The organism is Actinomadura scrupuli, assembly GCF_050971785.1.
GTDB lineage: Bacteria > Actinomycetota > Actinomycetes > Streptosporangiales > Streptosporangiaceae > Actinomadura_E > Actinomadura_E scrupuli.
This window is the reverse complement of record NZ_JBPCCU010000003.1, coordinates 972,013-998,159: the sequence shown is the minus strand read 5'-3', so window position 1 is coordinate 998,159 and position 26,147 is coordinate 972,013. Positions and strand designations below refer to the sequence as shown.

Genomic DNA, 26,147 nt, shown 5'->3' with positions numbered 1-26,147 from the left:
ACACGCCCCCGGCCCGGACCGTGCCCACTGTCACCCCGAACTCCTAGACTCCGGGCCATGGCGCGGGCTAACGACGAGGTTGCGGACCTTCTCCAGGAACTGGCCGATCTGCTGTCCATCACGGGGGGTGAGGCGTACAAGATCCGGGCGTACGAAAAGGCCGTACGGGCGATCGCCGGCTATCCCGAGGACGTCTCCCGGCTGAGCCTCGGCCAGCTCAAGAAGATCCCGACCGTGGGCGACGCGATCGCCAAGAAGATCCTGGACTACAACGCCACCGGCACGATCAGGCAGGTCGAGGACCTGCGCGCCCAGATCCCGGCCGGGGTGCGCGCCCTCACCGCGATCCCCACGCTGGGGCCCAGGAAGGCGCTGGCGCTCTACGAGGAGCTCGGCGTCTCCTCGGTGCCCGAGCTGGCGGAGGCGATCACGGCCGGCCGGCTGCGCGACCTGAAGGGCTTCGGCGCCAAGTCGGAGGACAACATCCTGCGCGGCATCGAGCTGATGAAGCAGGCGGGCGGCCGGGTGCTCATCGACCAGGCGACGGAGCTCGCCGAGGAGATCGTCGCCGCCCTCGCCCCCCTCGCCGAGCGCTGCGCCTACGCCGGCTCGCTGCGCCGGATGCGGGAGACCATCGGCGACATCGACATCCTCGCCGCCGCGCCGTCCTCGGCCGAGCTGATGGAGACCTTCGCGACGCTGCCCTACGTCAGCGAGGTGATCGTCCGGGGCGAGAAGAAGACCTCCGTCCGGACCGGGGCACGGGGCCAGGGCCTCCAGGTCGACCTGCGGGTCGTGCCGCTGGAGTCCTGGGGGGCCGCGCTGCAGTACTTCACCGGCAGCAAGGAGCACAACGTCCGCACCCGGGAGATCGCGGTGCGGGCCGGTCTCAAGCTGTCGGAGTACGGGCTCTACGAGGTGGAGTCGGGCGCCCTGGTCGTGTCGGCCACCGAGGAGGAGGTCTACCAGCGGCTGGGCCTGCCGTGGATCCCGCCGACCCTGCGCGAGGACGGCGGGGAGATCCAGGCGGCCCTGGCGGGGGAACTGCCGCGGCTGGTCGAGGTCGGCGACCTGCGGGGCGACCTGCACACCCACACCGACCTCACCGACGGGACCGCCTCGCTACAGGACATGGTCGCCGCGGCCGCCGGTCTCGGCCACGAGTACTACGCGATCACCGATCACGCGCCCAACCTGTACATGCAGCGCATGACCGACGAGAAGATGCTCGCGCAGCGGGAGGCGGTGCGGGCCCTGCAGGAGCGTTTCCCGGACCTGACGCTGCTGCACGGCACGGAGCTCAACATCGACCCCGCCGGGGAGGTCGACTGGGACGCCGGCTTCCTGGCCGGGTTCGACCTGTGCGTGGCCTCGGTGCACTCCGCCTTCACCCAGGACCCCGAGGAGATGACCCGGCGGTTCGTCACCGCCTGCGAGAACCCCTACGTCAACGTCATCGGGCACCCCACGGCCCGGCTGATCGGCCGCCGCCCCCCGGTGGACGCCGACTGGGACGAGGTCTTCAGGGCCTGCGCCGCCACCGGCACCGCGCTGGAGATCGACGCCTTCCCGGACCGCCTGGACCTGCCCGCCGGCCTGATCCGCCGGGCCCTGCGGCACGGCGTGAAGTTCTCGATCGACAGTGACGCGCACGCCGTCGGGCACCTGGGCAACCTGCGCTACGGCGTCGGCACCGCCCAGCGCGGCTGGCTCACCCCCGACGACGTCATCAACACCTGGCCCCTGGACCGGCTCCGCGCCTTCCTCCGCAAGGGCCGCTGACCCCTGCCCCCTCTTCCCTGCGTGACCGCCCACCTCGCTGTGTGATCACGGAGGGTGTGGGGTCAGGTGGTGGTGATGGGGGAGTCCTCGGCGGCCGGCGAGGGGTCTGGAGACGGCGGGGTGGGGTGCGGGGATGGCGGGGCGGGGACCGGGCCGCGCTCGCGGAGGGCGAAGAGGACCCGGAGGGCGGCGATCCAGACCAGCGCGGCGCCGAGCATGTGCGCGCCGACCAGGACCGGCGGCACGTTGGTCCAGTACTGGATGTAGCCGATCGCGCCCTGGGACAGCTCCACCAGCAGCAGCACCAGGGCCCACGTCTGGGCCCGGGCGGGCGCTCCGGTGAGCCGCAGCCCGAGCAGCAGCGCGAACGTCAGGCCGACTGTCAGCCACACCGCGTCGGCGTGCAACTGGGCCACGTGCTCGATGTCGAAGCCGTACCGCCGGGCCTCGTCGTCGCCGGCGTGCGGCCCGGTGCCCGTCACGATGGTGCCGAGGAGCAGCAGGACCGCCACCACCCCGAGGAGCCCCCGGCCCAGCCAGACCAGCTCGCCGCGCACCAGCGGCCGCGGGGCCCGGTCGCCCTCGGTGGTCCGCACGTAGAGCCAGACCGCGGCGGCCAGCAGCGCGATCGACATCAGGAAGTGCGCCGAGACCGTGGCCGGGTGCAGCTTGGTGAGCACCGTGATCGCGCCCATGATCGCCTGGGCGATGACGCTGAGCGGCTGGATCGCCGCCAGCCGCAGGACGTCGCGGCGGCGCGGCAGCAGGCGCAGCGCGGCGACGAAGACCAGCACGCCCACGGCCAGCACCAGGAAGGTGAGCAGCCGGTTGCCGAACTCGATGGCCTGGTTGAGCCCCGCGTGCGCGTTGTGCGAGGTCGGGACCAGGCTGTCGCCCGTGCACTTGGGCCAGGTGGGGCAGCCGAGCCCGGACTTGGTGAGCCGCACCGCCCCGCCGGTGACGATGATGCCGGTGTTGACGATCACTCCGAGCGCGGCCAGCAGCCGCATGGACGCGGGGGTGGGACGCCACACCGCGTCACGGGTCTTGATCAGCGGGGTTTCGGATCGCTCAGGCACGTCCACATCGTATGAGCGGCCCGCCGGTGCGCGGATCCGGGTCAGGTTCCGGCGCCGGATCCGGGTCAGGGTCAGGCGTCGAGGCTCCGCGTACCGCCGGAGCGGGTCGCGCCGACACAGGCCAGGATGACGCAGCCGACGGCCACCCACTCGCGGGCGTCGAGCACCTCGCCCAGTACCACCAGGCCCACCAGGGCGGCCACCGCGGGCTCGAGGCTCATCAGGACGCCGAAGACCTGGGCGGGCATCCGGCGCAGCGCCTCCAGCTCCAGGGTGTAGGGGATCACCGAGGACAGCAGCCCGACGCCCGCGCCGATGAGCAGCAGCTCGGGGTTGAGCAGCGCCGTGCCGCCCTGGGCGACGCCGAGGGGCAGCATCACCGCCGCGCCGACCAGGCTGGCCAGGGCGAGCCCGGTGGAGCCGGCGAACCGGCGGCCGGTCGACGCGCTCAGCACGATGTAGGCGGCCCAGCACGCCCCGGCCAGCAGCGCGAACCCGATGCCGACCGGATCGACGTGGCCTCCGCCGCGCGCCAGCAGCAGGACCCCGCAGCAGGCCAGCGCGGCCCACAGCAGGTCGCGCGGGCGCCGGGAGGCCATGATCGAGATGGCCAGCGGGCCGAGGAACTCGATCGTCACCGCGATGCCCAGGGGGATCCGGGAGAACGACTGGTAGATCGAGAAGTTCATCAGCGCCAGCGTCAGCCCGAACCCGGCCGCCACGGCCAGATCCCGCCAGGTGTGCGAGCGCAGGATGCCGGGCAGCGCCCTGCGGGCCACCAGGCACAGCACGATCGCGGAGCTGAGCAGCCGCATGAACACCACGGCGTCGGGCGGCAGCCGGTCGAACAGATGCTTGGCCAGGCCCGCGCCGACCTGCACCGAGACCACGCCCAGCAGCACCAGCGCCGGCGGCGGCACGGCGCCCAGCGAGAACGCCCGGCGCGCCCCGCGCGGGCCGAACGGCCGCTGGTAGGACCGGGGGGCGTCGGCGAGCGCCATCACGTGCCTCTTTCAGTCAGGTGCGATCGTGACCACCGGGAGAGCCGCCCCGGGACGGCCGCTATTCCCAGCGGAAGAACCGCGCGGCCAGCAGCAGCCCGGCGACCGCCCAGCAGGCCAGCACCAGCAGGTCCCTGCCCGGCAGGACCGCGCCGTGCTGGAGGACCTGGCGCAGCCCGTCGGCCAGGGCCGAGATCGGCAGCAGCTCCAGTACGGTGCGTACCCCCGAGGGGAACTGGGTCAGCGGGAACACCACCCCGCCCAGCATCAGCAGCAGCAGGTAGATCAGGTTGGCGCCGGCCAGCGTCGCCTCGGCGCGCAGCGTCCCGGCCATCAGCAGGCCGAAGCCGCTGAACGCGGCCGTGCCCAGCAGCAGGAGCAGCGCCACGGTGGCCGGGTCGCCGTGCGGGTGCCAGCCCAGCGCGAACGCCACCGCGGCGATCACCATGGCCTGCAGGACCTCCACCACGATCACGGTGATGGTCTTGGCGGCGATCAGCCCGGACCGGGGGAGCGGGGTGGCGCCCAGGCGCTTGAGCACGCCGTAGCGGCGCTCGAAGCCGGTGCCGATGGCCTGGCCGGTGAACGCGGTGGACATGACCGCCAGCGCCAGGATGCCGGGCGTGAGGAAGTCCACCCGGTGGCCGGTGCCCAGGTCGAGCAGCGAGGTGACGCTGAACAGCACCAGCAGCACCACCGGGATGATCAGGGTCAGCAGGAGCTGCTCGCCGTTGCGCAGCAGCGCCCGGATCTCGTACCGGGTCTGCGCGGCGACCATCGCGGGCAGCGGTGCCGCCCCGGGCGCGGGGGCGAAGGTCGTCACGGGCGGTCCTTCCGGGCGGGCCGTCATGAGCGCAGCTCCCGTCCGGTGAGCTCCAGGAAGACGTCCTCCAGGGTGCGGCGTTCGATCCGCAGATCCTCGGTCATGACCCCGTGGGAGGCGCACCAGGCCGTCACCGTGGCCAGCAGCTCGGGCTGCAGGTCGCCCTCGATCAGGTAGTGGCCCGCGGGGGACTCCTTGGCGGCACTGCCGATCGGCAGCGCCGACAGCAGCTCGTCCAGCCCCAGGCCGGGCCGGGCCCGGAAGCGGAGCTGGCGCTCGGCGCCGGTCAGCTCGGCGGGGGAACCGCTGGCGACCACCCGGCCGTGGTCGACGACGAAGACCTGGTCGGCCAGCCGCTCGGCCTCGTCCATGTGGTGCGTGGTGAGCACGGTGGCGACGCCGGCCTCCCGCAGCTCCTCGACCAGCTCCCAGGTGACGTGCCGCGCCTGCGGGTCGAGCCCGGCGGTGGGCTCGTCCAGGAACACCAGCTCGGGCCGGCCGACCAGCGCGGCGGCCAGCGAGAGCCGCTGCTGCTGGCCGCCCGACAGCCGTTTGTACGGGGTGCGGGCGTGCCCGGTCAGCCCCAGCCGGTCCAGGAGCACGGCGGGGTCGACCGGATGGGCGTGGAAGGCCGCGACCAGCCGCAGGAACTCCCCGGCCCGGGCGGTCGTGGGCACCCCGCCGGACTGCGGCATCACGCCGATCCGGGGCCTGAGCTCCCGGGCGTCGCGGGCCGGATCGAGCCCCAGCACCCGTACGGTGCCCGCGTCGGCCCGCCGGAAGCCCTCGCAGATCTCGATCGCCGTGGTCTTGCCGGCGCCGTTGGGCCCGAGCAACGCGGTGACCCGCCCCCGCTCGGCGGTCAGCGACAGCCCGTCGACCGCGGTCGTCGCGCCGTAGCGCTTGACCAGCATGGCCATCTCGACGGCGGTCATCGCGCGACTCGCGGGCCGGGGGGTGTCATGCCAAGGAGTCTAAGCGGGACCGCGGCCTGATCAGGGGCCGACCTGCCCGTTGCCGTCGCCTCCGTGTCGCCGTGCCGGGGGAGACGCCGACGGCAGGAGGCGCCGCCGGGAGGAGACGCGCCCGGGATCCGAGCGTTCTTGATCGGCATGAGTTTCACCGGCGTTCCCGGCGGGAACCGCAACTCCTGTCGCCGGCCCGGGGGCAGGGGCTTCGGGACGCGGCCGGCGACCGTCACACGATCAGTCACCACCATCAGCGCGGCCGGGGCCGGGGCCGCGAGCTCGGCACACCACACCAGGACGGCCACGAACCGCCGCGCCGGGAGCCGACGACGCCGTACGGGGGAACGGGCACATGCGGGTAGTGATCGCATTGGGGGAGGACGCGCTGCTCGGGCGCGGCCAGCGGCCCGACGTGGACGTCCAGCGGACCAACGTCACGCGGGCGGTCCGGTCGCTGGCGCCGCTCGCCGACCGGCACGAGCTGCTGATCACGCATGGGAACGCCCCCCAGGTCGGGGTGCTGGCGGTGCAGAGCGCCAACGACCTCGGGCTGACCCGGCCCTACCCGCTCGACACCCTCGGCGCGCAGACCCAGGGCATGATCGGTTACTGGATCCTGCAGGCCCTGCAGAACGCCCTGCCGGGCCGGCAGGTCGCGGCGATGATCAACCAGACGCTGGTGTCGGCGTTCGACCCGGCCTTCGCCGACCCGGCCACCTTCGTCGGGCCGGTCTACGAGCAGGCCGAGGCGGAGAAGCTCGCCCACGAGAACGGCTGGACGGTCAAGCCCGACGGGCAGTACTGGCGGCGGGTGGTGCCCTCGCCCAGGCCGCAGCGGGTGATCGAGATCAGGCTGATCCGCCGGCTGCTGCGGACCGGCACCGTCGTGGTGTGCGCGGGCGGGGGCGGCATCCCGGTCGTGCGCAACGACACCGGCAGGCTCGAGGGCGTCGAGGCCGTCCTGGACGAGTACCTCGGCGGGGCCGCGCTGGCCGAGGCCGTCGAGGCGGACGCCTTCCTGATCCTCACCGCGGCCTCCGGGCTCCTGCGCCGCTCCGGCACGCCCGGACGGCAGCGCATCGGGCACGCGACGCCGTACGAGCTGCGCGGCGCGCTCGTCCCGGACGGCACGGCGGAGCCGGCGATCGAGGCGTTGTGCGGGTTCGTGGAGCGCACCGGGGGCATGGCCGCGATCGGGCGCCTGGACGAGTGCGAGCACCTGCTGGCGGGCACGGCGGGCACCATCGTCACCCCGAACGCCACCTGGCCGCTGGCCAGCACCCTGTAGGACCACCGGACCCCGGCGGGGGCGCTGCGCACGACGCGTGTCCTCGCCGGCCGACCTCCCCCCGGCCGTCCTCCCCGGACGCCCTCCATGCGCCGCCCGCCGCCCGCATGGAGGCGGCACGGCGGGAGCACAGGGGACCACCGGCGACCAGGGAAGGGACGGGCGCGATGATCGGCTCACGGATCCTCGCCGGTTACCAGCCGGATCACAGCGGCGAGGACGCCCTGGCCCTGGCCGGGGTGGTCCTGCGGCACACCCTGGGATCGCTCACCGTGGCGAGCGTGCGCCCGCTCGCCGGCGCGGCCGGGCACACCGAGAGCGGCGCGGACGCCGAGTGGCAGGCCTACCTCGACGGCCAGGCCCGGGCGGCCCTCGACGGGGCCGCGGGCGTGCTGGAACAGGCCGGGCTCCCCGAGGGCACCTCGGTGGACTACGTCGTGGGGGCCAACCGGGGCAGCGGCCGTGGCCTGTCGGCCCTCGCCCGCAGGACCAGGTCCGATCTGATCGTCATCGGGTCCGCTCCGGCCGGTCCCCGCCACGGGATCTCCCTCGGGAGCACGGCCGACCAGCTGCTGCACGGCTCGACGGTCCCGGTCCTGGTGGCGCCGAAGAACTACGCCGGGCGCCGGCTGGCCGGCTTCGACCGGATCACCGTCGCCTACCTGCGGCGGCCCGGCAGCGCGGAGGCGGTGGGCTTCGCCGCCCGGATCGCCGCCGCCCGGGGGGTCCCGCTGCGGCTGCTGACCGTCGCCGTGGAGCACGCCGCGACCGGCCGCGCCGCCCGGCTGGCCGAGGAGCAGCACCGCCGGATGGTGGACCGCTACGAGTCGGAGCTGGCCCTGGCGGCCCAGGAGGCGGCCGACGGCAGCGCCCTGAGCCCGGAGCAGATCCAGACCGAGGTCGTCCAGGGGCCCGACGTGGCCCGGGCGATCGCCGCCACCGGCTGGTCGCCGGGCGACGCGCTGGTCGTCGCCTCCAGCGAGGGCGCTCCGTTGCGTAAGGTGTTCATGGGGGACATGTCACTGAAGATCCTGCGTGCCGTGCCCTGCCCGGCCGTGGTGCTCCCGCGGCTGATCCCGCGCTGACCCGGTAACGATCTCCCGCCGGAGCCGGAGCCGGAGCCGGACCGGAGCGAGGTAAGGCTTGCCTGAGTGAGTGACAACACCTTGCTTCGTTTGTGCGCGGGGAAGGAATTAGGCCACACTGATGTTGTGAAAAACGTGAGGGAGACGACGACGCAGGTACCGGCCACCGCGCCGGCCTCCGGCGTGCCCTCGCCGGCGGTGCCGCACGGCGGCCACGCCGAACGCGACACCCGCGCCCGGGTGGCGCGCCTGATTCTCGAGCACGGCCCGGTCACCGCCTCGAACCTGGGTGAACGGCTCGGGCTGACCCCCGCGGCGGTGCGCCGGCACCTCGACGCGCTGCTCGCCGAGGAGCTCATCGAGATCAGGCGGGCACGGCCGCAGGCCCACCGGGGCCGGGGCCGGCCGGCGAAGCTGTTCGCCATCACCGACGCCGGGCGCAGCACCTTCGTCCACGCCTACGATGACCTGGCGACCAGCGCGCTTCGGTTCCTCGCCGAGACGGCGGGGGAGGAGGCCGTGGCGGAGTTCGCCCGGCGGCAGATCTCCGACCTCGAACGCCGGCTGGAGCCGGTGGTGCACGCGGCGACCCCGCAGCAGCGGGTCCGGGTGCTGGCCGAGGCGCTGTCCGGGGACGGTTACGCGGCCTCGGCGAGCCAGGCGCCCGGCAGGGGGCCGCTGGCCGGCGGCCAGCAGCTCTGCCAGCAGCACTGCCCGGTCGAGCACGTCGCCGCGGAGTTCCCGCAGCTGTGCGAGGCCGAGACCGAGGCCTTCGGCCGGCTGCTGGGCACTCCGGTGCAGAGACTTGCGACCATCGCGCACGGCGACGGGGTCTGCACGACCCACGTCAGCCCGAGCGCGCCGGCCGATCCCCCGGTCCCTGGGCCGGCGGGTGGTGCGGAGGGTGATCCCTCCGCATCGGAACCACACGATCACGAGGAGTCCGGGAGGACCTCCCTATGACCACGACAGCCCACCCCGAGCTGGACGGGCTTGGAAATTACAAGTTCGGCTGGTCCGACTCCGACACGGCCGGCGCCTCCGCGCGCCGTGGCCTGTCCGAGGACGTCGTCCGCGACATCTCGGCCAAGAAGAACGAGCCCGAGTGGATGCTGGACCTGCGCCTCAAGGGGCTCCGGCTGTTCGGGAAGAAGCCGATGCCGACCTGGGGCTCCGACCTCAGCGACATCCACTTCGACAACATCAAGTACTTCGTCCGCTCCACCGAGAAGCAGGCCGAGTCCTGGGAGGACCTGCCCGAGGACATCAAGAACACCTACGACAAGCTGGGCATCCCCGAGGCGGAGAAGCAGCGCCTGGTGGCCGGCGTGGCCGCGCAGTACGAGAGCGAGGTCGTGTACCACCAGATCCGCGAGGACCTGGCGGAGAAGGGTGTCATCTTCCTCGACACCGACACGGCCCTCCGCGAGCACCCGGAGATCTTCCAGGAGTACTTCGGCACGGTCATCCCGGTGGGCGACAACAAGTTCGCCGCGCTGAACTCCTCGGTCTGGTCGGGTGGCTCGTTCATCTACGTGCCGCCGGGCGTGAACGTCGAGATCCCGCTGCAGGCCTACTTCCGGATCAACACCGAGAACATGGGCCAGTTCGAGCGGACGCTGATCATCGTCGACGAGGGCGCCTACGTGCACTACGTCGAGGGCTGCACGGCGCCGATCTACAAGTCGGACTCGCTGCACTCGGCGGTCGTCGAGATCATCGTCAAGAAGGACGCCCGCTGCCGGTACACGACCATCCAGAACTGGTCGAACAACGTGTACAACCTGGTGACCAAGCGCGCCGTCTGCTACGAGGGCGCCACCATGGAGTGGGTCGACGGCAACATCGGCTCCAAGGTCACCATGAAGTACCCGGCGGTCTACCTGCTCGGTGAGCACGCCAAGGGCGAGACCCTGTCGATCGCGTTCGCCGGCGAGGGCCAGCACCAGGACGCGGGCGCCAAGATGGTGCACGCCGCCCCCAACACCTCTTCGACGATCGTGTCGAAGTCGGTGGCCCGCGGCGGCGGCCGCACCTCCTACCGCGGTCTGGTCCAGATCCAGGAGGGCGCCACGCACTCCAAGTCCACGGTCCGCTGTGACGCGCTGCTCGTCGACCAGATCAGCCGGTCCGACACCTACCCCTACGTCGACGTCCGCGAGGACGACGTCGAGATGGGGCACGAGGCGACCGTCTCCAAGGTCTCGGAGAGCCAGCTGTTCTACCTCATGAGCCGCGGCATGACCGAGGAAGAGGCGATGGCGATGATCGTGCGCGGCTTCGTGGAGCCGATCGCCCGTGAACTGCCGATGGAATACGCGCTCGAGCTCAACCGGCTGATCGAGCTTCAGATGGAAGGAGCCGTCGGCTGATGGGGCTCGATGTCAAGCCGCTGTCGACGCTGCACGAGCACGCGTCGTACGACGTCGCGGACTTCGTGGTGCCGACCGGCCGCGAGGAGGAGTGGCGGTTCACCCCGCTGCGCCGCCTGCGCGGCCTGCACGACGGGAAGGCCTCGCCGGACGGCAAGCTGCTGGTGGAGGCCGACGCCGCGCCCGAGGTGACGGTGGAGACCGTCGGCCGTGAGGACCCCCGGATCGGCCGGTCCTACGTCCCGGCCGACCGGGTCAGCGCGCAGGCGTACTCCTCCTTCACCGAGGCGACCGTGGTCACGGTGCCGCAGGAGGCCATCGCCTCCGCGCCGACCGTGCTGCGGCTGCGCGGCGAGGACGCGAGCGGGGCCGTGTACGGCCACATCACCGTGATCGTCGAGCCGCTGGCCCAGGCCACGGTGGTGCTCGACCACGCCGGTTCGGCGACGTACGCCGGCAACGTCGAGTTCGCCGTCGGCGAGGGCGCCTCGCTGTCGGTGATCAGCCTGCAGAACTGGGCCGACGACAGCGTGCATCTCACCCACCACCACGCCCGCCTGGCCAAGGACGCCACCTTCACCAGCTACACCATCACCCTCGGCGGCGACCTGGTCCGGATCGTCCCCTCGATCTCCTACGCCGGCCCGGGCGGCAACGCCGAGCTGTACGGCGTGTACTTCACCGACGCCGGCCAGCACCTGGAGCACCGGCTGTTCGTGGACCACCAGCTGCCCAACTGCCGCAGCCGGGTCGACTACCGCGGTGCCCTGCAGGGCCAGGACGCCCACGCGGTCTGGATCGGCGACGTGCTGATCCGCGCCGAGGCCGAGGGCACCGACACCTACGAGCTCAACCGCAACCTGGTGCTGAGCGACGGCACCCGCGTCGACTCCGTGCCCAACCTGGAGATCCTCACCGGGGAGATCCAGGGCGCCGGGCACGCCAGCACCAGCGGCCGGCTGGACGACGAGCACACCTTCTATCTGCAGGCCCGCGGCATCCCCTATGACCAGGCACGGCGCATGGTCGTGCGCGGCTTCCTCGGCCAGCTCATCGAGCGCATCGAGGTCCCGGAGATCCGCGAGCAGGTCGAGGCCGCCGTGGAGGCCGAGCTGGACAAGGGCAAGGGGCTGGAGCAGGAGCGGGTCCGATGAGCCGGGACACCGGGCACGGGGAGACGGCCGCCCAGGACGACTTCGTCGAGGCCTGCCCGCTCAGCGAGGTCCCCGACGAGGGCGCCCTCGGCGTGGAGATCGGCGACACCCCGGTCGCGCTGGTCCGCACCGGCGACGAGGTGTTCGCGCTCCGCGACGTCTGCTCGCACGCGGAGGTCCCGCTCTCCGAGGGCGAGATCTTCGACCACACCATCGAGTGCTGGCTGCACGGGTCCTGCTTCGACCTGCGGACCGGCAAGCCCACCAACCCGCCGGCCACCCAGCCGGTGCCCACCTACCGAGTGAAGATCGAGGACGACACGGTGTACGTCTCGCTCACACCCCCGTCCGAGTTCAGGGAGTCATAGATGGCCACGCTTGAGATCCGCGACCTGCACGTCTCCGTCGACGGCGGCACCGACGGCGCCAAGGAGATCCTGCGCGGCGTCGACCTCACCGTCCGGGCCGGCGAGACCCACGCGCTGATGGGGCCCAACGGCTCCGGCAAGTCCACGCTCGCCTACGCGATCGCCGGTCACCCGAAGTACACCGTGACCAGCGGTTCGGTCACGCTCGACGGCGAGGACGTCCTCGCGATGAGCGTCGACGAGCGGGCCCGGGCCGGGCTGTTCCTCGCGATGCAGTACCCCGTGGAGGTCCCGGGGGTGTCGGTGTCGAACTTCCTGCGCACCGCCATGACGGCCGTCCGGGGAGAGGCTCCCAAGCTGCGGGACTTCGCCAAGGAGATGAAGGGGGCGATGTCGCAGCTGCAGATCGACCCCGCCTTCGCCCAGCGCAACCTCAACGAGGGCTTCTCCGGTGGCGAGAAGAAGCGCCACGAGATCCTCCAGCTCGAACTGCTCAAACCCAAGATCGCGGTGCTCGACGAGACCGACTCCGGTCTGGACGTCGACGCGCTGAAGGTCGTCTCCGAGGGCGTCAACCGGTTCGGCTCGGCGGGTGACACCGGGGTGCTGCTGATCACTCACTACACCCGCATCCTGCGCTACGTGAAGCCGGACTTCGTGCACGTCTTCGCGGCCGGCCGCATCGTGGCGGAGGGCGGCTCCGAGCTCGCCGATCTGCTGGAGAACGAGGGGTACGAGAAGTTCACGAAGGCAGGCGCATCGCAGTGACCTCTGTTGTCGGCCGGCCCCTGGACGGTGGCCCGCTCAGCGCTCTTCTTCCCGAGGAGCTCAAGAAGGACTTCCCGCTGCTGTCCCGTACCGTCCGGGGCGGGCGCCCGCTGGTCTACCTCGACTCCGGGGCGACCTCGCAGAAGCCCCGCCAGGTGCTGGACGCCGAGCGCGAGTTCTACGAGGTCCGCAACGCCGCCGTGCACCGGGGCGCGCACCAGCTCGCCGAGGAGGCCACCGACGCCTTCGAGGACGCCCGGGCCACCGTGGCGCGGTTCATCGGCGCGGACCCGGGCGAGGTGGTCTTCACCAAGAACACCACCGAGTCGATCAACCTCGTCGCCTACGCGCTGAGCAACGCGGCGACCGCCGGCCCCGAGGCGGCCCGGTTCGTCGTGGGCCCCGGTGACGAGGTGCTCGTCAGCGAGATGGAGCACCACGCCAACCTGGTGCCGTGGCAGCAGCTGTGCCTGCGGACCGGCGCCACGCTGCGCTGGTTCGGGATCACCGACGACGGCCGGCTGGACCTGTCCGAGCTGGACACGCTGCTCAACGAGCGCACCAAGATCGTCGCGCTGACCCACCAGTCCAACGTGCTGGGCACGGTCAACCCGATGGAGGCGATCACCGAGCGGGCCCACCGGTTCGGCGCCCTGGTGCTCCTGGACGCCGCCCAGTCGGTGCCGCACCAGCCGGTGGACGTGGCCACGCTGGACGTCGACTTCCTCGCGTTCTCCGGCCACAAGATGCTCGGCCCGTCCGGCATCGGCGTGCTGTGGGGCCGTCGCGAGCTGCTCGAGACCATGCCGCCGTTCCTCACCGGCGGGTCGATGATCGAGCTCGTGCACATGGAACAGTCCACGTTCATGCCGCCGCCCCAGCGGTTCGAGGCGGGGGTGCCGATGACCGCGCAGGCCGTGGGCCTGGCCGCGGCCTGCGACTACCTCACCGAGCTGGGCATGGACCGGGTGGCCGCGCACGAGCACGCCCTGACCGAGTACGGACTCGGGCGCCTGGCGGAGAACCCCGGGGTCCGGATCATCGGCCCGGTCACCGCCGAGGCGCGCGGCGGCACCCTGTCGTTCGCCGTCGAGGACATCCACCCGCACGACGTGGGACAGGTGCTCGACGACCTCGGCATCGCGGTGCGGGTCGGGCACCACTGCGCCTGGCCGCTGTGCCGCCGTTTCGGGGTGCCGGCGACCACCCGGGCCTCCCTGTACGTCTACAACACCCTCGAGGATCTCGACGCCCTCGCCGACGGGGTACGCGAAGCCCAGAAATTCTTCCGTACCGTCTGACGTTCGGCATTGAGTAGAACCTCCACCAGAGGAAGGGCCCATGCAGCTCGAGTCGATGTACCAGGAGATCATCCTGGATCACTACCGCAACCCCCACCACAAGGGGTTGCGGGAGCCGTACGACACCGAGGTGCACCACATCAACCCCACCTGCGGTGACGAGGTGACGCTCCGGGTACGGCTGGAGGGCTCCGACGACGGCGCCACCGTCACCGACGTGTCCTACGACTCGATGGGGTGCTCCATCAGCCAGGCGAGCGCCTCGGTGATGAGCGATCTGGTCATCGGCCGGACGGTCAAGGAGGCCATGGCGGTCGGCGACGAGTTCCTCGCGCTGATGCAGTCACGTGGTGCGCTCGAGCCGGACGAGGACCTGCTCGAGGACGCCGTCGCCTTCACCGGCGTATCGAAGTACCCCGCCCGTATCAAGTGCGCCCTGCTCGGCTGGATGGCCTGGAAGGACGCGACTTCCCGCGCTTTGGAGAGCCATGAGTGAGACCGTGCACGACACCCACGCCGCCGCACCGGAGGCCGCGCCGGCCCCGGAGGCCGCCGCGCTGGACTCCGCCGCGGTCGCCACCGGCACCGTGCCCGACGAGGAGATCCTCGAGGCCCTGAAGGACGTCGTCGACCCCGAGCTCGGGATCAACGTCGTCGACCTGGGGCTGATCTACGGGATCACCGTCGCCGACGGCGTCGCCGTCCTGGACATGACGCTGACCAGTGCGGCGTGCCCGCTCACCGACGTGATCGAGGACCAGGCGCACAGCGCCCTGGCCGACCTGGTCGACGACGTCAAGATCAACTGGGTCTGGATGCCGCCGTGGGGCCCGGACAAGATCACCGACGAGGGCCGCGAGCAGCTGCGCGCCCTCGGCTTCAACGTCTAGGGCCGGTCACCCCGGTCGCCTCGCCGTACGCGTGTACCGTGCGCCCCCACCGGAGGGTGGGGGCGCACGCGTCTCCGGGACGGCTCAGGGCGACAGCGACCGGATGAGGTCGCCGACCCTGACGATGCCCAGGCAGCGGCCGATCTCGTCGATGACCACCAGGTCGTCGTAGACCCGCTCGCTCTCCTTGCCGGCCGCCCGCAGCGCGGCGATGGCCGGGACCGTCTTGGGCACCAGCCGGGGCGCGTCCGCCAACCGGGAGGCGGGCTTGTGCGCGTGCAGCGCGTGCCCGTACGCGCCCGAGATCCTCAGCAGGAACCGGGTGCGGTCCACCGTGAACCGGGGGCGCTGCTGCTCGTCGACCAGGACGACGCTGGTGGCGCCGGGCGTGTCGTTGAGCGCGTTGAGGACCTGGTCGGCGGTCGCCGTCAGCTCCATCGTCACCGCGGGCATGGTGAACTCCGACACTCTCCGGCCGAGGTCCTGGTCGCGGTGCGACGCGGCGGAGGGGCCCGCCCGTTCCACCAGGACCGGGACGGTGACCCGCATGCCGGGCCGCCAGTCGTCGCCGGCCAGCAGTGGCCCCTGCATCATGCGCACGCCGAGCGCGCGCAGATGGACCAGCTGGTCCTCGGTGGCCACCCCGGGCGCGAGCACGTGCGTGCCGAGCCGGTGGGCGACCCCGACGAGAGCCTCCACGAGCGTGGACTTGCGGGGGTCCGAGACGGCGTGGCGGGCCAGCTCGGGGTCGAGCTTGACCAGGTACGGGGCCCCGTCCACCAGCAGGTCCAGCGGGGAGTGCACGGTTCCGAACCCGGCGAAACCGATCAGGTAGCCGGCGCGGCGCAGGCCGAGCAGCGCCGCCGAGACCACCGGGCGCTGGGCGGGGGCGAAGCCGCCCGTCATGCACACGAGCACCTCCTGCGGGCGGCGGCCGGTGTCGAGCAGGCCCTGGTGCAGCATGGTGAGCGGAACCTGCCCCTGGGCCAGGGTCTCGGTGCGCAGGAGCAGTTGGAGGGGCAGCTGGGTGCCGGCCTCGGTGGTGGCGCGGGCGGCGCGCAGCGCACGGCGTACGTCGTCCTCGGCGGGGTCGACGCGGGCCTGGGGCCCGGTCGCAGGATCGAGTTCACGCGACGGCCGGAGCGGCGGCGGCGTCGCCCCGGCGGTCCCCGGGTGCGTCTCCACGGCGATGACACTGCCCGTGTCGAGGTCGACGAGCGGGCAGAAGCTCACTCGGGCCGGGAGGAGAACATCTGTGACGGACACCGGCCGATCGTCTCTCCTGTTCGGCACGAAATCGCCGGATGTGAGGAGATGTTCACCGACTATTCGGCCTGGTGGCACGGCAGATACCTGTCCGCCGCCAAGGGGTGGCGGTGCGTGCTCGGCGCGGGCCCGCCGGGGTCGCTACATGCCCCCGCCCGCCACCGTCACCGACAGCGCGTAGGTGACGCCGGCGATGCCGGCGAGCCAGGCGTACGGGCCGATCGGCGCGTTCCGCAGGACCTGGATGATCACTGCGCAGACGATCGCCGCGATCAGCACGTCGCCGGTCATGGCGGCGGCCTTGAGATGGCCGCGGGCCCGGTGGCCGGTGCCGAACGACTCACTGATCGCCAGGCCGCCCTCTCCTCGGCGGTAGGCCAGGTGCGCGGCATAGCCGATCAGCACCGCCAGGGCGATGAGCCCGGCCGAGGTGTGCCCGCGCAGGGCGGCGGTGATCGCGACGGCCAGGCCGACGCAGGCGGCCAGGGCGGGCACCAGCCAGTGCCTGAGGCCGTGACGCTCGGGTGCGATCCACATGTGGCACATCTTCCCCCGATCGACCTCGAGATCAACGTATTCGGCGGCACCGATCCTGCGAGTCGCGGCCCGGACGCGGGCCTGGCCGGGCGGGCCCGCCGCCGGGGGCCGGGGGAGCGCGGCGGGGGACGCATAGGGTGCGGGCGTGAGCAAGGGGTGGCCCGCGAGCGGCGGCGGGCGATGGCTGGAGGTGGCGCCGGAGCGGATCGCCCGGTGGCTGGCCGGTTTCGGCGAGCGGCACGGCGGGGTGACCGGCGTCGCGCGCGGCCCGCGGACCGTCCGGTTCACCGCGGCAGACACCGCCACGGCGGAGTGCCACGTGCCCTTCCCGCCGCTGGCCCCCCGCTCCCCGGGCGAGACGGGCCCGGCCGGTTCGGCGGGCGAGGCGGACGAGGCGGGCGAGGCGGTGCGGGCGCTCGCCGGGCACGCCTGCCGTGACCGCCTGGTCGGCGTCCTGCTGGTCCGGCTCGGCGGCCACGCGGCCGGGGTGTTCGACGGGGAGCGGCTGGTCGCCTCCAAGGTGGGCGCGCGGCCGGTCCACGGGCGCAGCGCCGCGGGCGGCTGGTCGCAGCACCGGTTCGCCCGGCGCCGCGGCAACCAGGTACGGGAGGCGCTCGCGGACGCCGCGAACTCGGCCGTGCGCGTGCTGGAGCCCCACCTGGTCGGGCTGGAGGCGGTCGTGCTGGGAGGGGACCGCCGCGCGCTCGACGAGCTGCGCGCCGAGCCCCGGCTGCGGCCCGTGTTCGCGCTGGCGTCGGGGCCCGTGCTGACGGTGCCGGACCCCAGGCTGGCCGTGCTCCGGGAGACGCCCCGCAGCTTCCGGAGCGTACGGATCCGGCTCGACGAACCACCGGCCTGAGCGGGGTTCACGGCCGGGCGGCCGTCTCCGGCGCTGAGCGGCCCGTGGGGTGATCGACGATCGTGACAGGGCGCCCGTCCTCCCGGTTCCCTGCCGGGCCCGCTACGGGCCGCTCAGGTTCGCGCAGGCGGTCACCTCGGTGGCGAAGACCCGGGCAGGCCCGGCCGGCAAGGGGTTCTGTGAATCCGGGCGTGTCATCCGTCCCGTAGACTGGCCGCATGCTCCCGAGCTGACAGGTCATCTGAGCGCGCGCCGCCGCGGTAGAACGCGAACCGGGCGCGCTCTTTCGTGCCGTCGGCCTGTCCCACCACTTCCCACGCGGAGCCCCACGCTGTGATCACTGCCACTGACATCGAGCTGCGCGCCGGCTCACGCCTGCTCATCGAGAGCACCACCTTCCGGGTCAACCCGGGCGACCGGGTGGGGCTCGTCGGCCGCAACGGTGCCGGCAAGACCACGCTGACCAAGGTGCTGGCCGGCGAGGCGCTGCCGGCCGGCGGTTCGGTGACCCGTTCGGGCACCGTCGGCTACCTGCCCCAGGACGCCCGGGTCGGTGACCTCGAGGTGCCTGCGGGTGAGCGCATCCTGTCCGCCAGGGGGCTGGACGAGGTCCTGCGGGAGATGCGGGCGGCCGAGGAGCTCATGGCGACCGTGACCGGCCAGGAGCGGGACAAGGCGGTGCGCAAGTACGGGCGCATGGAGGACCGGCTGCACGTGCTCGGCGGCTACGCGGCCGAGGCCGAGGCGGCGCAGATCTCCTCCAACCTCGGGCTCCCGGACCGGGTCCTCACCCAGCCGCTGCGGACGCTCTCCGGAGGGCAGCGCCGCCGGGTGGAGCTGGCCCGGATCCTGTTCTCCGGCGCCGACACCCTCCTGCTGGACGAGCCCACCAACCACCTCGACGCCGACTCGATCGGCTGGCTGCGCGACTTCCTCAAGTCCCACCGCGGCGGCCTGGTCGTCATCAGCCACGACGTGGAGCTGCTCGAGGCGGTGGTCAACCGGGTGTTCCACCTGGACGCCAACCGCTGCGTCATCGACGTCTACAACGTCGGCTGGAAGCCGTACCTGGACCAGCGGGAGACCGACGAGCGGCGGCGCAAGCGCGAGCTGTCCAACGCCACCCGCCAGGCCTCCCAGCTGCAGTCCCAGGCGGACAAAATGCGGGCCAAGGCCACCAAGGCGAAGGCGGCCCAGCAGATGCTGCGCCGGGCCGAGCAGCTGCTGTCCGGGGTGGAGGGCGAGCGGCAGGGCGACAAGATCGCCAAAATCCGCTTTCCCGAGCCCGCTCCCTGCGGCCGTACCCCCCTCACGGCGGAGGGTTTGTCGAAGTCGTACGGTTCCTTGGAGATCTTCACAGATGTCGACCTCGCGATCGACCGCGGCAGCAGGGTCGTGATCCTGGGTCTCAACGGGGCCGGCAAGACCACGCTGCTGCGCATTCTGGGCGGGGTCGACGAGGCCGACACCGGCAAGGTGATCGCCGGCCACGGACTGCGCCTCGGCTACTACGCGCAGGAGCACGAGACGCTCGACAACGACCGGTCGGTGCTGGAGAACATGCGGTCCGCGGCCCCCGACCTGGTCGAGGTCGAAGTACGCAAGATCCTGGGCTCTTTCCTGTTCTCCGGGGACGACGTCGACAAGCCCGCGGGGGTGCTCTCCGGCGGCGAGAAGACCCGGCTGGCGCTGGCCACCCTGGTCGTCTCCAGCGCGAACGTCCTGCTCCTGGACGAGCCCACCAACAACCTCGATCCGGCCAGCAGGGAGGAGATCCTGCGGGCCCTGCGGACCTACGCCGGCGCCATCGTCCTGGTGACCCACGATGAGGGTGCGGTGGACGCTCTGCAGCCGGAAAGAGTGATTTTGCTGCCCGATGGTGTTGAAGACATCTGGAGTGACGAGTTTTCCGATCTGGTGGCACTTGCCTGACCTGCAGCGCAAGGAAGCAGATCTTTTCTGGCGTAGTGGGTAGCCGATCCGGCGGGAATGACTGATCATGGGCGGGGATAACGCAGCGGTCACCACATCACTACGGGAGGTACTCGTGGCCGAGACCCTTAAGAAGGGCACCCGCGTGACCGGTGCCGAGCGCGACAAGCTGGCGTCGGAGCTGAAGAAGCGCTACGACTCCGGCGAGAGCATCCGCGCGCTCGCCGCCGCCACAGGGCGCTCCTATGGATTCATCCACCGCATCCTGACCGAATCCGGCGTGAACCTGCGCGGGCGCGGTGGGGCGACCCGAGGCAAAAAGTCCTGACTATCCACCCCCGCAAGAGCGCATACCACCTGAACCGCCGCTGCGGCCGACCAAGTAATGTCGGGCGCGGCGGCGGGCCGGGCCACTGATCCGGACCGCCGTGACGCACGCACTATCACCCCCTGGGGAGGGAGCGTCATGACGGACCAGGCAGTGGGCGCTGCAGTGGATGCTGAGGGCCCGACGGCCGAGGACCTGTCGAAGGCGGGTCTTCGGCTCGGCGTCGAAGGCGGCGTGGCCACGGTCACGCTGAACCGTCCTGAGCGTCGTAACGCGCAGACGCCCAGGATGTGGCAGACCCTTGCCCGTATCGGCGCGACGCTGCCGGAGGAGGTACGCGTCGTGGTGCTGCGCGGCGAGGGGCCGTCCTTCTCCGCCGGGCTGGATCTGCGCGCCTTCACCCCCGAGGGGATCCCCGGTGAGAAGCCGGCGTTCTCCTCCAGCGCCGGGCCGGACGAGCTCGACAAGAACCTCGCCGGTTTCCAGGAGGGCTTCACCTGGCTGCGCCGGCCCGACATCGTCTCCATCGCGGCCGTGCACGGCCACGCCGTCGGCGCGGCGTTCCAGCTGGCACTCGCCTGTGACCTGCGGATCGTGGCCGACGACGTCAAGTTCTGCATGAAGGAGCCGGCGCTGGGGCTGGTCCCCGACCTGACCGGCACCAAGCCGCTGGTCGACATCGTCGGGCTGCCGCGGGCGATCGAGCTCTGCCTCACCGCCCGCACCATCCTGGCGGAGGAGGCCCGCGAGCTCGGCATCGCCCAGCGGGTCGTGCCCGCCGAGCAACTGGACGCCGCGGTCCAGGAGCTGATCGACGCGCTGCTCAAGATCGACGCGGGCGCCGCGACGGCCACCAAGCGGCTGTTGCAGGAGGCCCCGGGCAACACGCTCGACGAGCAGCTGGCCGCCGAGCGGCGCGAGCAGGTCGGCCGCTTCCTCAGCATCCGCGGTGCCCGCCCGGCGTGACCCGTCCCTGACCCGTCCCCGCCCTGTCCCCGCCCTCGCCGGAGGGCCGATCCGGAGGTGGACCGGCGATCCGGTCTCCAGTGGCCCGGAAAGCGGGCCGAGCCGAGGAATAGGCTCGGCACTTACATGATTACACCTGTGGAGGGCCTCTTGTGGCCATGCCCTCCACCCCCCGCGGGACAGATATCTGGAGAACATCATGGACATGCCGGGCAACGGCTTTCAGATGATGGCGTCGTTCCGCCGGGACAGCTCCGTCACCCAGGAGAAGCTGAAGCCCGGCACGGTGAAGCGGATCACCGGTTACGCCCGGCCGTACATCCGGGACCTGGTGCTCTTCCTGATCCTCAACGCGGTGGCCGCGGTGATCGTGATCGCCGGGCCGCTGCTGATGCAGGCCATCATCGACAAGGGCATCCTGCGCAAGGACACCAGCCTGGTGATCTGGCTGGCGGCCGGGGTGGCGGCACTGGCCCTGCTGGAGGCGGTGCTGTCGCTCCTCCAGCGCTGGTACTCCGCCCGGATCGGCGAGGGCCTGATCTACGACCTGCGCACGCAGGTCTTCGACCACGTCCAGCGCATGCCGGTGGCGTTCTTCATGCGGGCCCAGACCGGCTCACTGGTCAGCCGGCTCAACGGTGACGTGATCGGTGCGCAGCGGGCGCTCACGACGACCCTGTCGTCGGTGGTCTCCAACGTGATCAGCCTGGTACTGGTGCTGGGCGCCATGCTCTGGCTGTCCTGGCAGGTCACCCTGATCGCCCTGGTCCTGCTGCCCATCTTCGTGATCCCCGCCAAGCTGGTCGGGCGGCGGCTGTCGGCCATCAGCCGCGAGCAGATGCAGCTGGACGCCGAGATGAGCTCGCTGATGACCGAGCGCTTCAACGTCGCCGGCGCCATGCTGGCCAAGCTCTACGGCCGCCCCGGCGACGAGTCGGAGATGTTCTCCGGCCGGGCCGGGCGGGTCCGTGACATCGGCGTCATCTCGGCGATGTACGGCCGGATCTTCTTCACCGCGCTGACGCTGGTCGCCGCACTGGCCACGGCGATGGTCTACGGGGTCGGCGGCGTCCTGGCCGTCGACGGCACCCTCCAGCTCGGCACGCTCGTCGCCCTGGCGACCCTGCTCACCCGGCTGTACGGCCCGCTGACCGCGCTGTCCAACGTCCACGTCGACGTGATGACGGCCCTGGTCAGCTTCGACCGCGTCTTCGAGGTGCTCGATCTCAAGCCGATGATCGACGAGGCTCCCGACGCGAAGCCGCTGCGGGCCCACGGCAACGCCGTCGCCGACGGGCACTCCGCCCCGCAGGTCGAGTTCGACCACGTCACCTTCCGGTACCCGGCGGCCGAGGAGGTCTCGCTGGCCTCGCTGGAGTCGATCGCCCGCGCCGACGTCTCGCCGGCCAAGACCGTGCTGCGCGGAGTCACCTTCACCGCCGCTCCCGGCCAGCTCGTCGCCCTGGTGGGCCCCTCGGGGGCGGGCAAGACGACGATCACCCAGCTCGTCTCGCGGCTCTACGACGTGAGCGGCGGCGCGGTGCGGGTCGGCGGCCAGGACGTGCGCGAGGTCACGCTCGAATCGCTGCGCGGCACCATCGGCGTCGTCCCGCAGGACGCGCACCTCTACCACGACTCGATCCGCAACAACCTGCTCTACGCCAGGCCGGACGCCACCGAGGAGGAGTTGTTCGAGGCCCTGCGGGCCGCCCAGCTCCACGACCTGGTCAGCGACATGTCCGAGGGGCTGGACACCATCGTCGGTGACCGCGGCTACCGGATGTCCGGCGGGGAGAAGCAGCGCCTGGCCATCGCCAGGCTGCTGCTCAAGGGCCCCTCCGTGGTCGTGCTGGACGAGGCGACCGCGCACCTCGACTCCGAGTCCGAGGCGGCCGTGCAGCGGGCCCTGAAGACCGCGCTGGCGGGCCGTACGTCGCTGGTCATCGCCCACCGGCTCTCCACCATCAGGGAGGCGGACCAGATCCTGGTGATCGACGACGGGCGCATCGTCCAGCGCGGCCGGCACGAGGAGCTGCTCCTGGCCGGCGGGCTGTACGCCGAGCTCTATCACACCCAGTTCGCGCGGCAGGAGAGCGCTCCCGAGGTCCAGGTGACCACGTCCGGATGAGCGGCCCGCGGGCCGGGGCCGCCGCCGGGCGGGGCCGTCGCGGTGCGCAGTGGGTCTCTTTCGGATTGTTGCCGTCACGAGGTGTAGCGACCCGTGCGTGCGGGGTAAGGCCTGCAAGGTGACTGCTGGCACGAGTTCGCGCGCGCGGTGGCCATGGGTCGTCCTGGCGGCAGGGTGCCTGGCGGCCCTGCTGCTGGCCGCCGCCCTGACGACCGGTCCGCGCGCACCGGTCGCCCACACGGTGGCCTTCCGGGCCAACCCGGTGCTGGTCTCGCCCGGCACGGCCGCCGGGTCCCGCTATGCCGGCCGGGCGCAGGTCTTCGGGCTCGTCACCCCGGGGCCGGACACGGCCCAGGTGCTCTTCGCGCCCGCCCGCCGGATGCAGCCGGGAGCTCCGGAGACCGTGTACCCCGGGGACGTGCAGCCCTACCGCCCGCTGCGGGTCGCCCCCGACGCCCAGATCCGGGTGACGGCGCCGATCGCGCTCGGCGACCTGCCGGACTACATCCGTGGCATCACGGTGACTCCCGAACGGTTCTCCCAGCTCTACCGCGAAGCCGATCAGCGGTACGGCCCGTTCCTCGATCGCGGGCACATGTTCGAGGTGGGATTCGACGGCACGGGGCGCGTGGTGCGCATGCAGCAGATCTTCAGCCCCTGACGCCCGCCCGCGGCCGTCGCCCCGGCCCCGCCGTGACCCGGTGGAGCGTCAGAGCGCGGTGGGCCGGCCCGAGAGCTGCTCGGAGGTCTGCCGGATCAGGTCCGCCAGCCCCGCGGTGAGGTCGGGGCGGTGCCGCAGCAGGTCCTCGAGGCGCACCCGCCAGATGCCCGCCTCGACATGGATCGCGTCCGGCCGCACGTCCGCCAGCAGCAGGGCCCGGGTCTCGGCGAGCTGCCGCCGGCAGTCGCCGCCGAGCAGGCGGCCGACCTCCGCGCTGAGCCAGGGGTAGTAGTTCGACAGGGTGGCCGCGACGAACACGCGAGCCCCGTCCCACGCCACACGTGGCTGATGAATGATCGTCTGGGTCATGGCGGGCTCCCGGGGATCTGAGATGTGCGTCCATGGTCGATCACGCGCTCCCGCCGGGCAAGGGGAACGCGCGAAAAGCCCGGCGGGCGGCGCCGTCCGCGGACCTGCCGGGTGCGCTTCGCCGGACGGCGGCGTCCCGGCAACCGGGGCGTCACCCGGCGGCGGGACGCTGCGTAGACGGCCGTGCGGCCACGCGCGGCCGCGAGGAGGTGAGAACAGTGCACCTGTCCGTCAAGCGCGGCTTCGGCCGCTACACCGCGCTCTTCGTCGGGCTCGGGGCCGCCGGCCTGGCCATCGGCTGGATCGGGCCCGACGTCACCGCGGCGTTCGCCGCCCAGCGCCCGCAGTAGCCCCGCCCGCCCCGCCCCCGTCCACGCTCGCCTGCGCGTACTCGTCTCGGCGGGGAGTGAACCGCCGCGCATCGGGTAGCAAGCGGCCACCTACGAGGGAGGCTGGATGGGCGTGCGTGAGGCGTGGAGCCGGGTCGGGGGCAGGCGCCGGCTGCGCCGGGTGGCCGGCGACGTGTTCGGCTGGCAGGACCTGCGGCCGGGCCAGCTGGAGGCGATGCAGCACCTCCTGCAGGGCCGGGACGTGCTGGTGGTCATGCCCACCGGCAGTGGCAAGTCGGCGGTCTACCAGATCCCGGCTCAGCTGCTCGACGGCCCGACGGTGGTGATCTCGCCGTTGATCGCGCTGCAGCGGGACCAGGTGGCCTCGCTGACCGGCCGGGACGCCGGGGGAGCGGTGGTGGTCAACTCCGCGCAGTCCGACGGGGCCAGCGAGGCCTCGCTGGACCAGATCCGGGCGGGAAAGGCCGAGTACGTCTTCCTCTCGCCGGAACAGCTCGCCAAGCCGGAGCTCGTCGACCGGCTGGCCGCCGCCCGGCCCTCGCTCATCGCCATCGACGAGGCGCACTGCGTCTCGGCGTGGGGGCACGACTTCCGCCCGGACTACCTCCAGCTCGGCCGGGTCATCGAGCGGCTCGGCCACCCGCCGGTGATCGCGCTGACCGCCACCGCGTCGCCGCCCGTACGCGATGACATCGTGGCCGCGCTCGGGCTCACCGACGTCCGGCAGATCATCCGCGGGTTCGACCGGCCCAACCTGTCCCTGCAGGTGCGCCGGTACGTGGAGGAGGCCGACAAGCGGCGGGCGCTGGTCGAGGACGCCGCCGCGCGCGACGGCCTCGGGCTGGTGTACGTCGCCACCCGGCGCGACGCCGAGAGCTACGCCGCGGACCTGCGGGAGGCGGGCCAGGAGTCCGCCTTCTACCACGCCGGGATGAAGGCGGCCGACCGCGAGCGGGTGCACGAGATGTTCCAGAACGACAAGGTCGGCGTGGTCGTCGCCACCTCGGCGTTCGGGATGGGCATCGACAAGCCCGACGTCCGCTACGTCCTGCACGCGGCCCCGCCCGACTCACCCGACTCCTACTACCAGGAGATCGGCCGGGCCGGCCGGGACGGTGAGCCGGCCGAGGCCGTGCTGTTCTACCGCTCGGAGGACCTGGGGCTGCGGCGGTTCTTCGCCGGCGGCAGGCCGGACGAGGAGAAGCTGCTGACGGCGGCGACGCTCGTGCACGGGCACGGCGGCACCGTGCGCGCCCGTGACCTGCGCACCACCATGGAGATCGGCGCCTCCAAGCTGACCGGACTGGTCAACCTGCTGGAGCGCGCCGGGGCCATCGTGGTGACCGGACGCGGGGATCTGCGCTACGCCGGGGACGGCCCCGCCCCGGAGCAGGCGGTGGCCCGCGCCATGGAACTCGACGAGAGCCGCCGCAACGTGGACGCCTCCCGCATCGACATGATGCGCGGGTACGCCGAGACCACGGGCTGCCGGCGCCGTTTCCTGCTGGAGTACTTCGGGGAGCCCTTCGAGGGCACGTGCGGGAACTGCGACACCTGCCGTGCCGGCACCCCCGAGCGGACCGAGAGCGACACCGACGGCCCGTTCCCCGTGCACGCCAAGGTGGTGCACCCCCGCTGGGGCAACGGCATGGTCATGCGGACCGAGCCCGACCGCGTCACCGTGCTGTTCGACGAGACCGGCTACAAGACGCTGTCGCTGGAGGCGATCCGGCGCGAGGATCTGCTCACCCTGGCCGAGGGACCCGGCCGGGAGCAGGCGGGCCCGCGCTGACGCGGGGGCCGGGCCGGACGGGGTCAGGCGGGCCCGGACGGGGGCCGGTCAGGCGGGCCCGGACGGGGGCCGGTCAGGCG

The 26,147-nt window shown here is 72.3% G+C and carries 26 protein-coding genes; 19 read left to right on the top strand and 7 right to left on the bottom strand.

Annotation, left to right across the window (positions count from 1 at the left end):
- The first annotated feature begins 57 nt into the window (after nucleotides 1–57).
- Complete coding sequence (polX, locus tag ACRYCC_RS18990; RefSeq protein ID WP_433813791.1) at nucleotides 58–1,782, top strand: DNA polymerase/3'-5' exonuclease PolX; 1,725 nt, start codon at nucleotides 58–60, stop codon at nucleotides 1,780–1,782.
- Nucleotides 1,783–1,844: 62 nt separating this feature from the next.
- Here the strand turns inward: polX and ACRYCC_RS18985 are convergent, their stop codons facing one another.
- The 4 genes from ACRYCC_RS18985 to ACRYCC_RS18970 form a co-directional block, all read right to left on the bottom strand.
- Nucleotides 1,845–2,861, bottom strand: a complete 1,017-nt coding sequence (locus ACRYCC_RS18985; RefSeq protein WP_433813789.1) for a COX15/CtaA family protein — start codon at nucleotides 2,859–2,861, stop codon at nucleotides 1,845–1,847.
- A gap of 71 nt (nucleotides 2,862–2,932) precedes the next feature.
- A complete protein-coding gene (locus ACRYCC_RS18980) occupies nucleotides 2,933–3,862 on the bottom strand; it encodes an EamA family transporter (protein ID WP_433813787.1) in 930 nt (309 codons plus the stop codon).
- A gap of 61 nt (nucleotides 3,863–3,923) precedes the next feature.
- On the bottom strand, nucleotides 3,924–4,712 hold the full coding sequence (locus ACRYCC_RS18975) for an ABC transporter permease (protein WP_433813786.1): 789 nt from the start codon (nucleotides 4,710–4,712) through the stop codon (nucleotides 3,924–3,926).
- Complete coding sequence (locus tag ACRYCC_RS18970) at nucleotides 4,709–5,620, bottom strand: ABC transporter ATP-binding protein (RefSeq protein WP_433813784.1); 912 nt, start codon at nucleotides 5,618–5,620, stop codon at nucleotides 4,709–4,711. The genes ACRYCC_RS18975 and ACRYCC_RS18970 overlap by 4 nt, the downstream gene beginning before the upstream one ends.
- Nucleotides 5,621–6,005: 385 nt before the next feature.
- Between ACRYCC_RS18970 and ACRYCC_RS18965 the strand changes: the two genes are divergently transcribed.
- From ACRYCC_RS18965 to ACRYCC_RS18920, 10 genes are all read left to right on the top strand, one after another.
- Nucleotides 6,006–6,941 (top strand): carbamate kinase, encoded by a 936-nt coding sequence (locus ACRYCC_RS18965; RefSeq protein ID WP_433813782.1) that lies wholly within the window; start codon nucleotides 6,006–6,008, stop codon nucleotides 6,939–6,941.
- Nucleotides 6,942–7,108: 167 nt separating this feature from the next.
- Complete coding sequence (locus tag ACRYCC_RS18960) at nucleotides 7,109–8,026, top strand: universal stress protein (RefSeq protein WP_433813781.1); 918 nt, start codon at nucleotides 7,109–7,111, stop codon at nucleotides 8,024–8,026.
- Between the two features lie 126 nt (nucleotides 8,027–8,152).
- On the top strand, nucleotides 8,153–8,989 hold the full coding sequence (locus tag ACRYCC_RS18955) for a helix-turn-helix transcriptional regulator (RefSeq protein ID WP_433813779.1): 837 nt from the start codon (nucleotides 8,153–8,155) through the stop codon (nucleotides 8,987–8,989).
- Entirely contained in the window at nucleotides 8,986–10,398 is a 1,413-nt protein-coding gene (gene sufB, locus ACRYCC_RS18950; protein WP_433813777.1) for a Fe-S cluster assembly protein SufB, read from the top strand. Before ACRYCC_RS18955 ends, sufB begins: the two co-directional genes overlap by 4 nt.
- The gene (gene sufD / locus ACRYCC_RS18945; RefSeq protein WP_433813775.1) at nucleotides 10,398–11,552 is read left to right on the top strand and encodes a Fe-S cluster assembly protein SufD; all 1,155 of its coding nucleotides are present in this window, start codon (nucleotides 10,398–10,400) and stop codon (nucleotides 11,550–11,552) included. The genes sufB and sufD overlap by 1 nt, the downstream gene beginning before the upstream one ends.
- Nucleotides 11,549–11,920: a non-heme iron oxygenase ferredoxin subunit gene (locus ACRYCC_RS18940; protein WP_433813773.1), complete on the top strand. Its 372-nt coding sequence runs from the start codon at nucleotides 11,549–11,551 to the stop codon at nucleotides 11,918–11,920. Before sufD ends, ACRYCC_RS18940 begins: the two co-directional genes overlap by 4 nt.
- Entirely contained in the window at nucleotides 11,921–12,688 is a 768-nt protein-coding gene (gene sufC / locus ACRYCC_RS18935; RefSeq protein ID WP_433813772.1) for a Fe-S cluster assembly ATPase SufC, read from the top strand. It begins immediately after the preceding gene.
- 20 nt (nucleotides 12,689–12,708) lie between these two features.
- Nucleotides 12,709–13,989, top strand: coding sequence for a cysteine desulfurase (locus tag ACRYCC_RS18930; protein WP_433813925.1), 1,281 nt, complete (start codon nucleotides 12,709–12,711; stop codon nucleotides 13,987–13,989).
- 40 nt (nucleotides 13,990–14,029) lie between these two features.
- On the top strand, nucleotides 14,030–14,485 hold the full coding sequence (gene sufU, locus ACRYCC_RS18925; RefSeq protein ID WP_433813771.1) for a Fe-S cluster assembly sulfur transfer protein SufU: 456 nt from the start codon (nucleotides 14,030–14,032) through the stop codon (nucleotides 14,483–14,485).
- Nucleotides 14,478–14,879, top strand: coding sequence for a metal-sulfur cluster assembly factor (locus tag ACRYCC_RS18920; protein WP_433813770.1), 402 nt, complete (start codon nucleotides 14,478–14,480; stop codon nucleotides 14,877–14,879). The genes sufU and ACRYCC_RS18920 overlap by 8 nt, the downstream gene beginning before the upstream one ends.
- Before the next feature lie 84 nt (nucleotides 14,880–14,963).
- Here the strand turns inward: ACRYCC_RS18920 and ACRYCC_RS18915 are convergent, their stop codons facing one another.
- Together ACRYCC_RS18915 and ACRYCC_RS18910 are read right to left on the bottom strand one after the other, a co-directional pair.
- Nucleotides 14,964–16,145 (bottom strand): EAL domain-containing protein, encoded by a 1,182-nt coding sequence (locus ACRYCC_RS18915; RefSeq protein ID WP_433813769.1) that lies wholly within the window; start codon nucleotides 16,143–16,145, stop codon nucleotides 14,964–14,966.
- A gap of 141 nt (nucleotides 16,146–16,286) precedes the next feature.
- Nucleotides 16,287–16,682, bottom strand: a complete 396-nt coding sequence (locus ACRYCC_RS18910; RefSeq protein WP_433813768.1) for an ABC transporter permease — start codon at nucleotides 16,680–16,682, stop codon at nucleotides 16,287–16,289.
- A 145-nt stretch (nucleotides 16,683–16,827) separates the two neighbouring features.
- Between ACRYCC_RS18910 and ACRYCC_RS18905 the strand changes: the two genes are divergently transcribed.
- From ACRYCC_RS18905 to ACRYCC_RS18880, 6 genes are all read left to right on the top strand, one after another.
- Nucleotides 16,828–17,541, top strand: coding sequence for an acVLRF1 family peptidyl-tRNA hydrolase (locus ACRYCC_RS18905; RefSeq protein ID WP_433813767.1), 714 nt, complete (start codon nucleotides 16,828–16,830; stop codon nucleotides 17,539–17,541).
- A 333-nt stretch (nucleotides 17,542–17,874) separates the two neighbouring features.
- Nucleotides 17,875–19,473, top strand: coding sequence for a ribosomal protection-like ABC-F family protein (abc-f, locus tag ACRYCC_RS18900; RefSeq protein ID WP_433813766.1), 1,599 nt, complete (start codon nucleotides 17,875–17,877; stop codon nucleotides 19,471–19,473).
- Nucleotides 19,474–19,588: 115 nt separating this feature from the next.
- Complete coding sequence (locus ACRYCC_RS18895; protein WP_433813765.1) at nucleotides 19,589–19,801, top strand: helix-turn-helix domain-containing protein; 213 nt, start codon at nucleotides 19,589–19,591, stop codon at nucleotides 19,799–19,801.
- Nucleotides 19,802–19,939: 138 nt separating this feature from the next.
- Nucleotides 19,940–20,767, top strand: coding sequence for an enoyl-CoA hydratase/isomerase family protein (locus tag ACRYCC_RS18890; RefSeq protein WP_433813764.1), 828 nt, complete (start codon nucleotides 19,940–19,942; stop codon nucleotides 20,765–20,767).
- Between the two features lie 205 nt (nucleotides 20,768–20,972).
- Nucleotides 20,973–22,895 (top strand): ABC transporter ATP-binding protein, encoded by a 1,923-nt coding sequence (locus tag ACRYCC_RS18885; protein ID WP_433813924.1) that lies wholly within the window; start codon nucleotides 20,973–20,975, stop codon nucleotides 22,893–22,895.
- A gap of 118 nt (nucleotides 22,896–23,013) precedes the next feature.
- Nucleotides 23,014–23,556, top strand: a complete 543-nt coding sequence (locus ACRYCC_RS18880; protein ID WP_433813762.1) for a hypothetical protein — start codon at nucleotides 23,014–23,016, stop codon at nucleotides 23,554–23,556.
- A gap of 48 nt (nucleotides 23,557–23,604) precedes the next feature.
- Here the strand turns inward: ACRYCC_RS18880 and ACRYCC_RS18875 are convergent, their stop codons facing one another.
- Nucleotides 23,605–23,925 carry a hypothetical protein gene (locus ACRYCC_RS18875; RefSeq protein WP_433813760.1) on the bottom strand — a complete coding sequence of 107 codons (321 nt, stop codon included), beginning with the start codon at nucleotides 23,923–23,925 and terminating at the stop codon, nucleotides 23,605–23,607.
- Nucleotides 23,926–24,134: 209 nt separating this feature from the next.
- Here ACRYCC_RS18875 and ACRYCC_RS18870 point away from each other — a divergent pair, with 209 nt between their 5' ends.
- Nucleotides 24,135–24,275, top strand: a complete 141-nt coding sequence (locus ACRYCC_RS18870) for a hypothetical protein (RefSeq protein ID WP_433813758.1) — start codon at nucleotides 24,135–24,137, stop codon at nucleotides 24,273–24,275.
- Nucleotides 24,276–24,381: 106 nt separating this feature from the next.
- Complete coding sequence (locus ACRYCC_RS18865; protein ID WP_433813756.1) at nucleotides 24,382–26,067, top strand: RecQ family ATP-dependent DNA helicase; 1,686 nt, start codon at nucleotides 24,382–24,384, stop codon at nucleotides 26,065–26,067.
- Nucleotides 26,068–26,147: the final 80 nt, after the last annotated feature.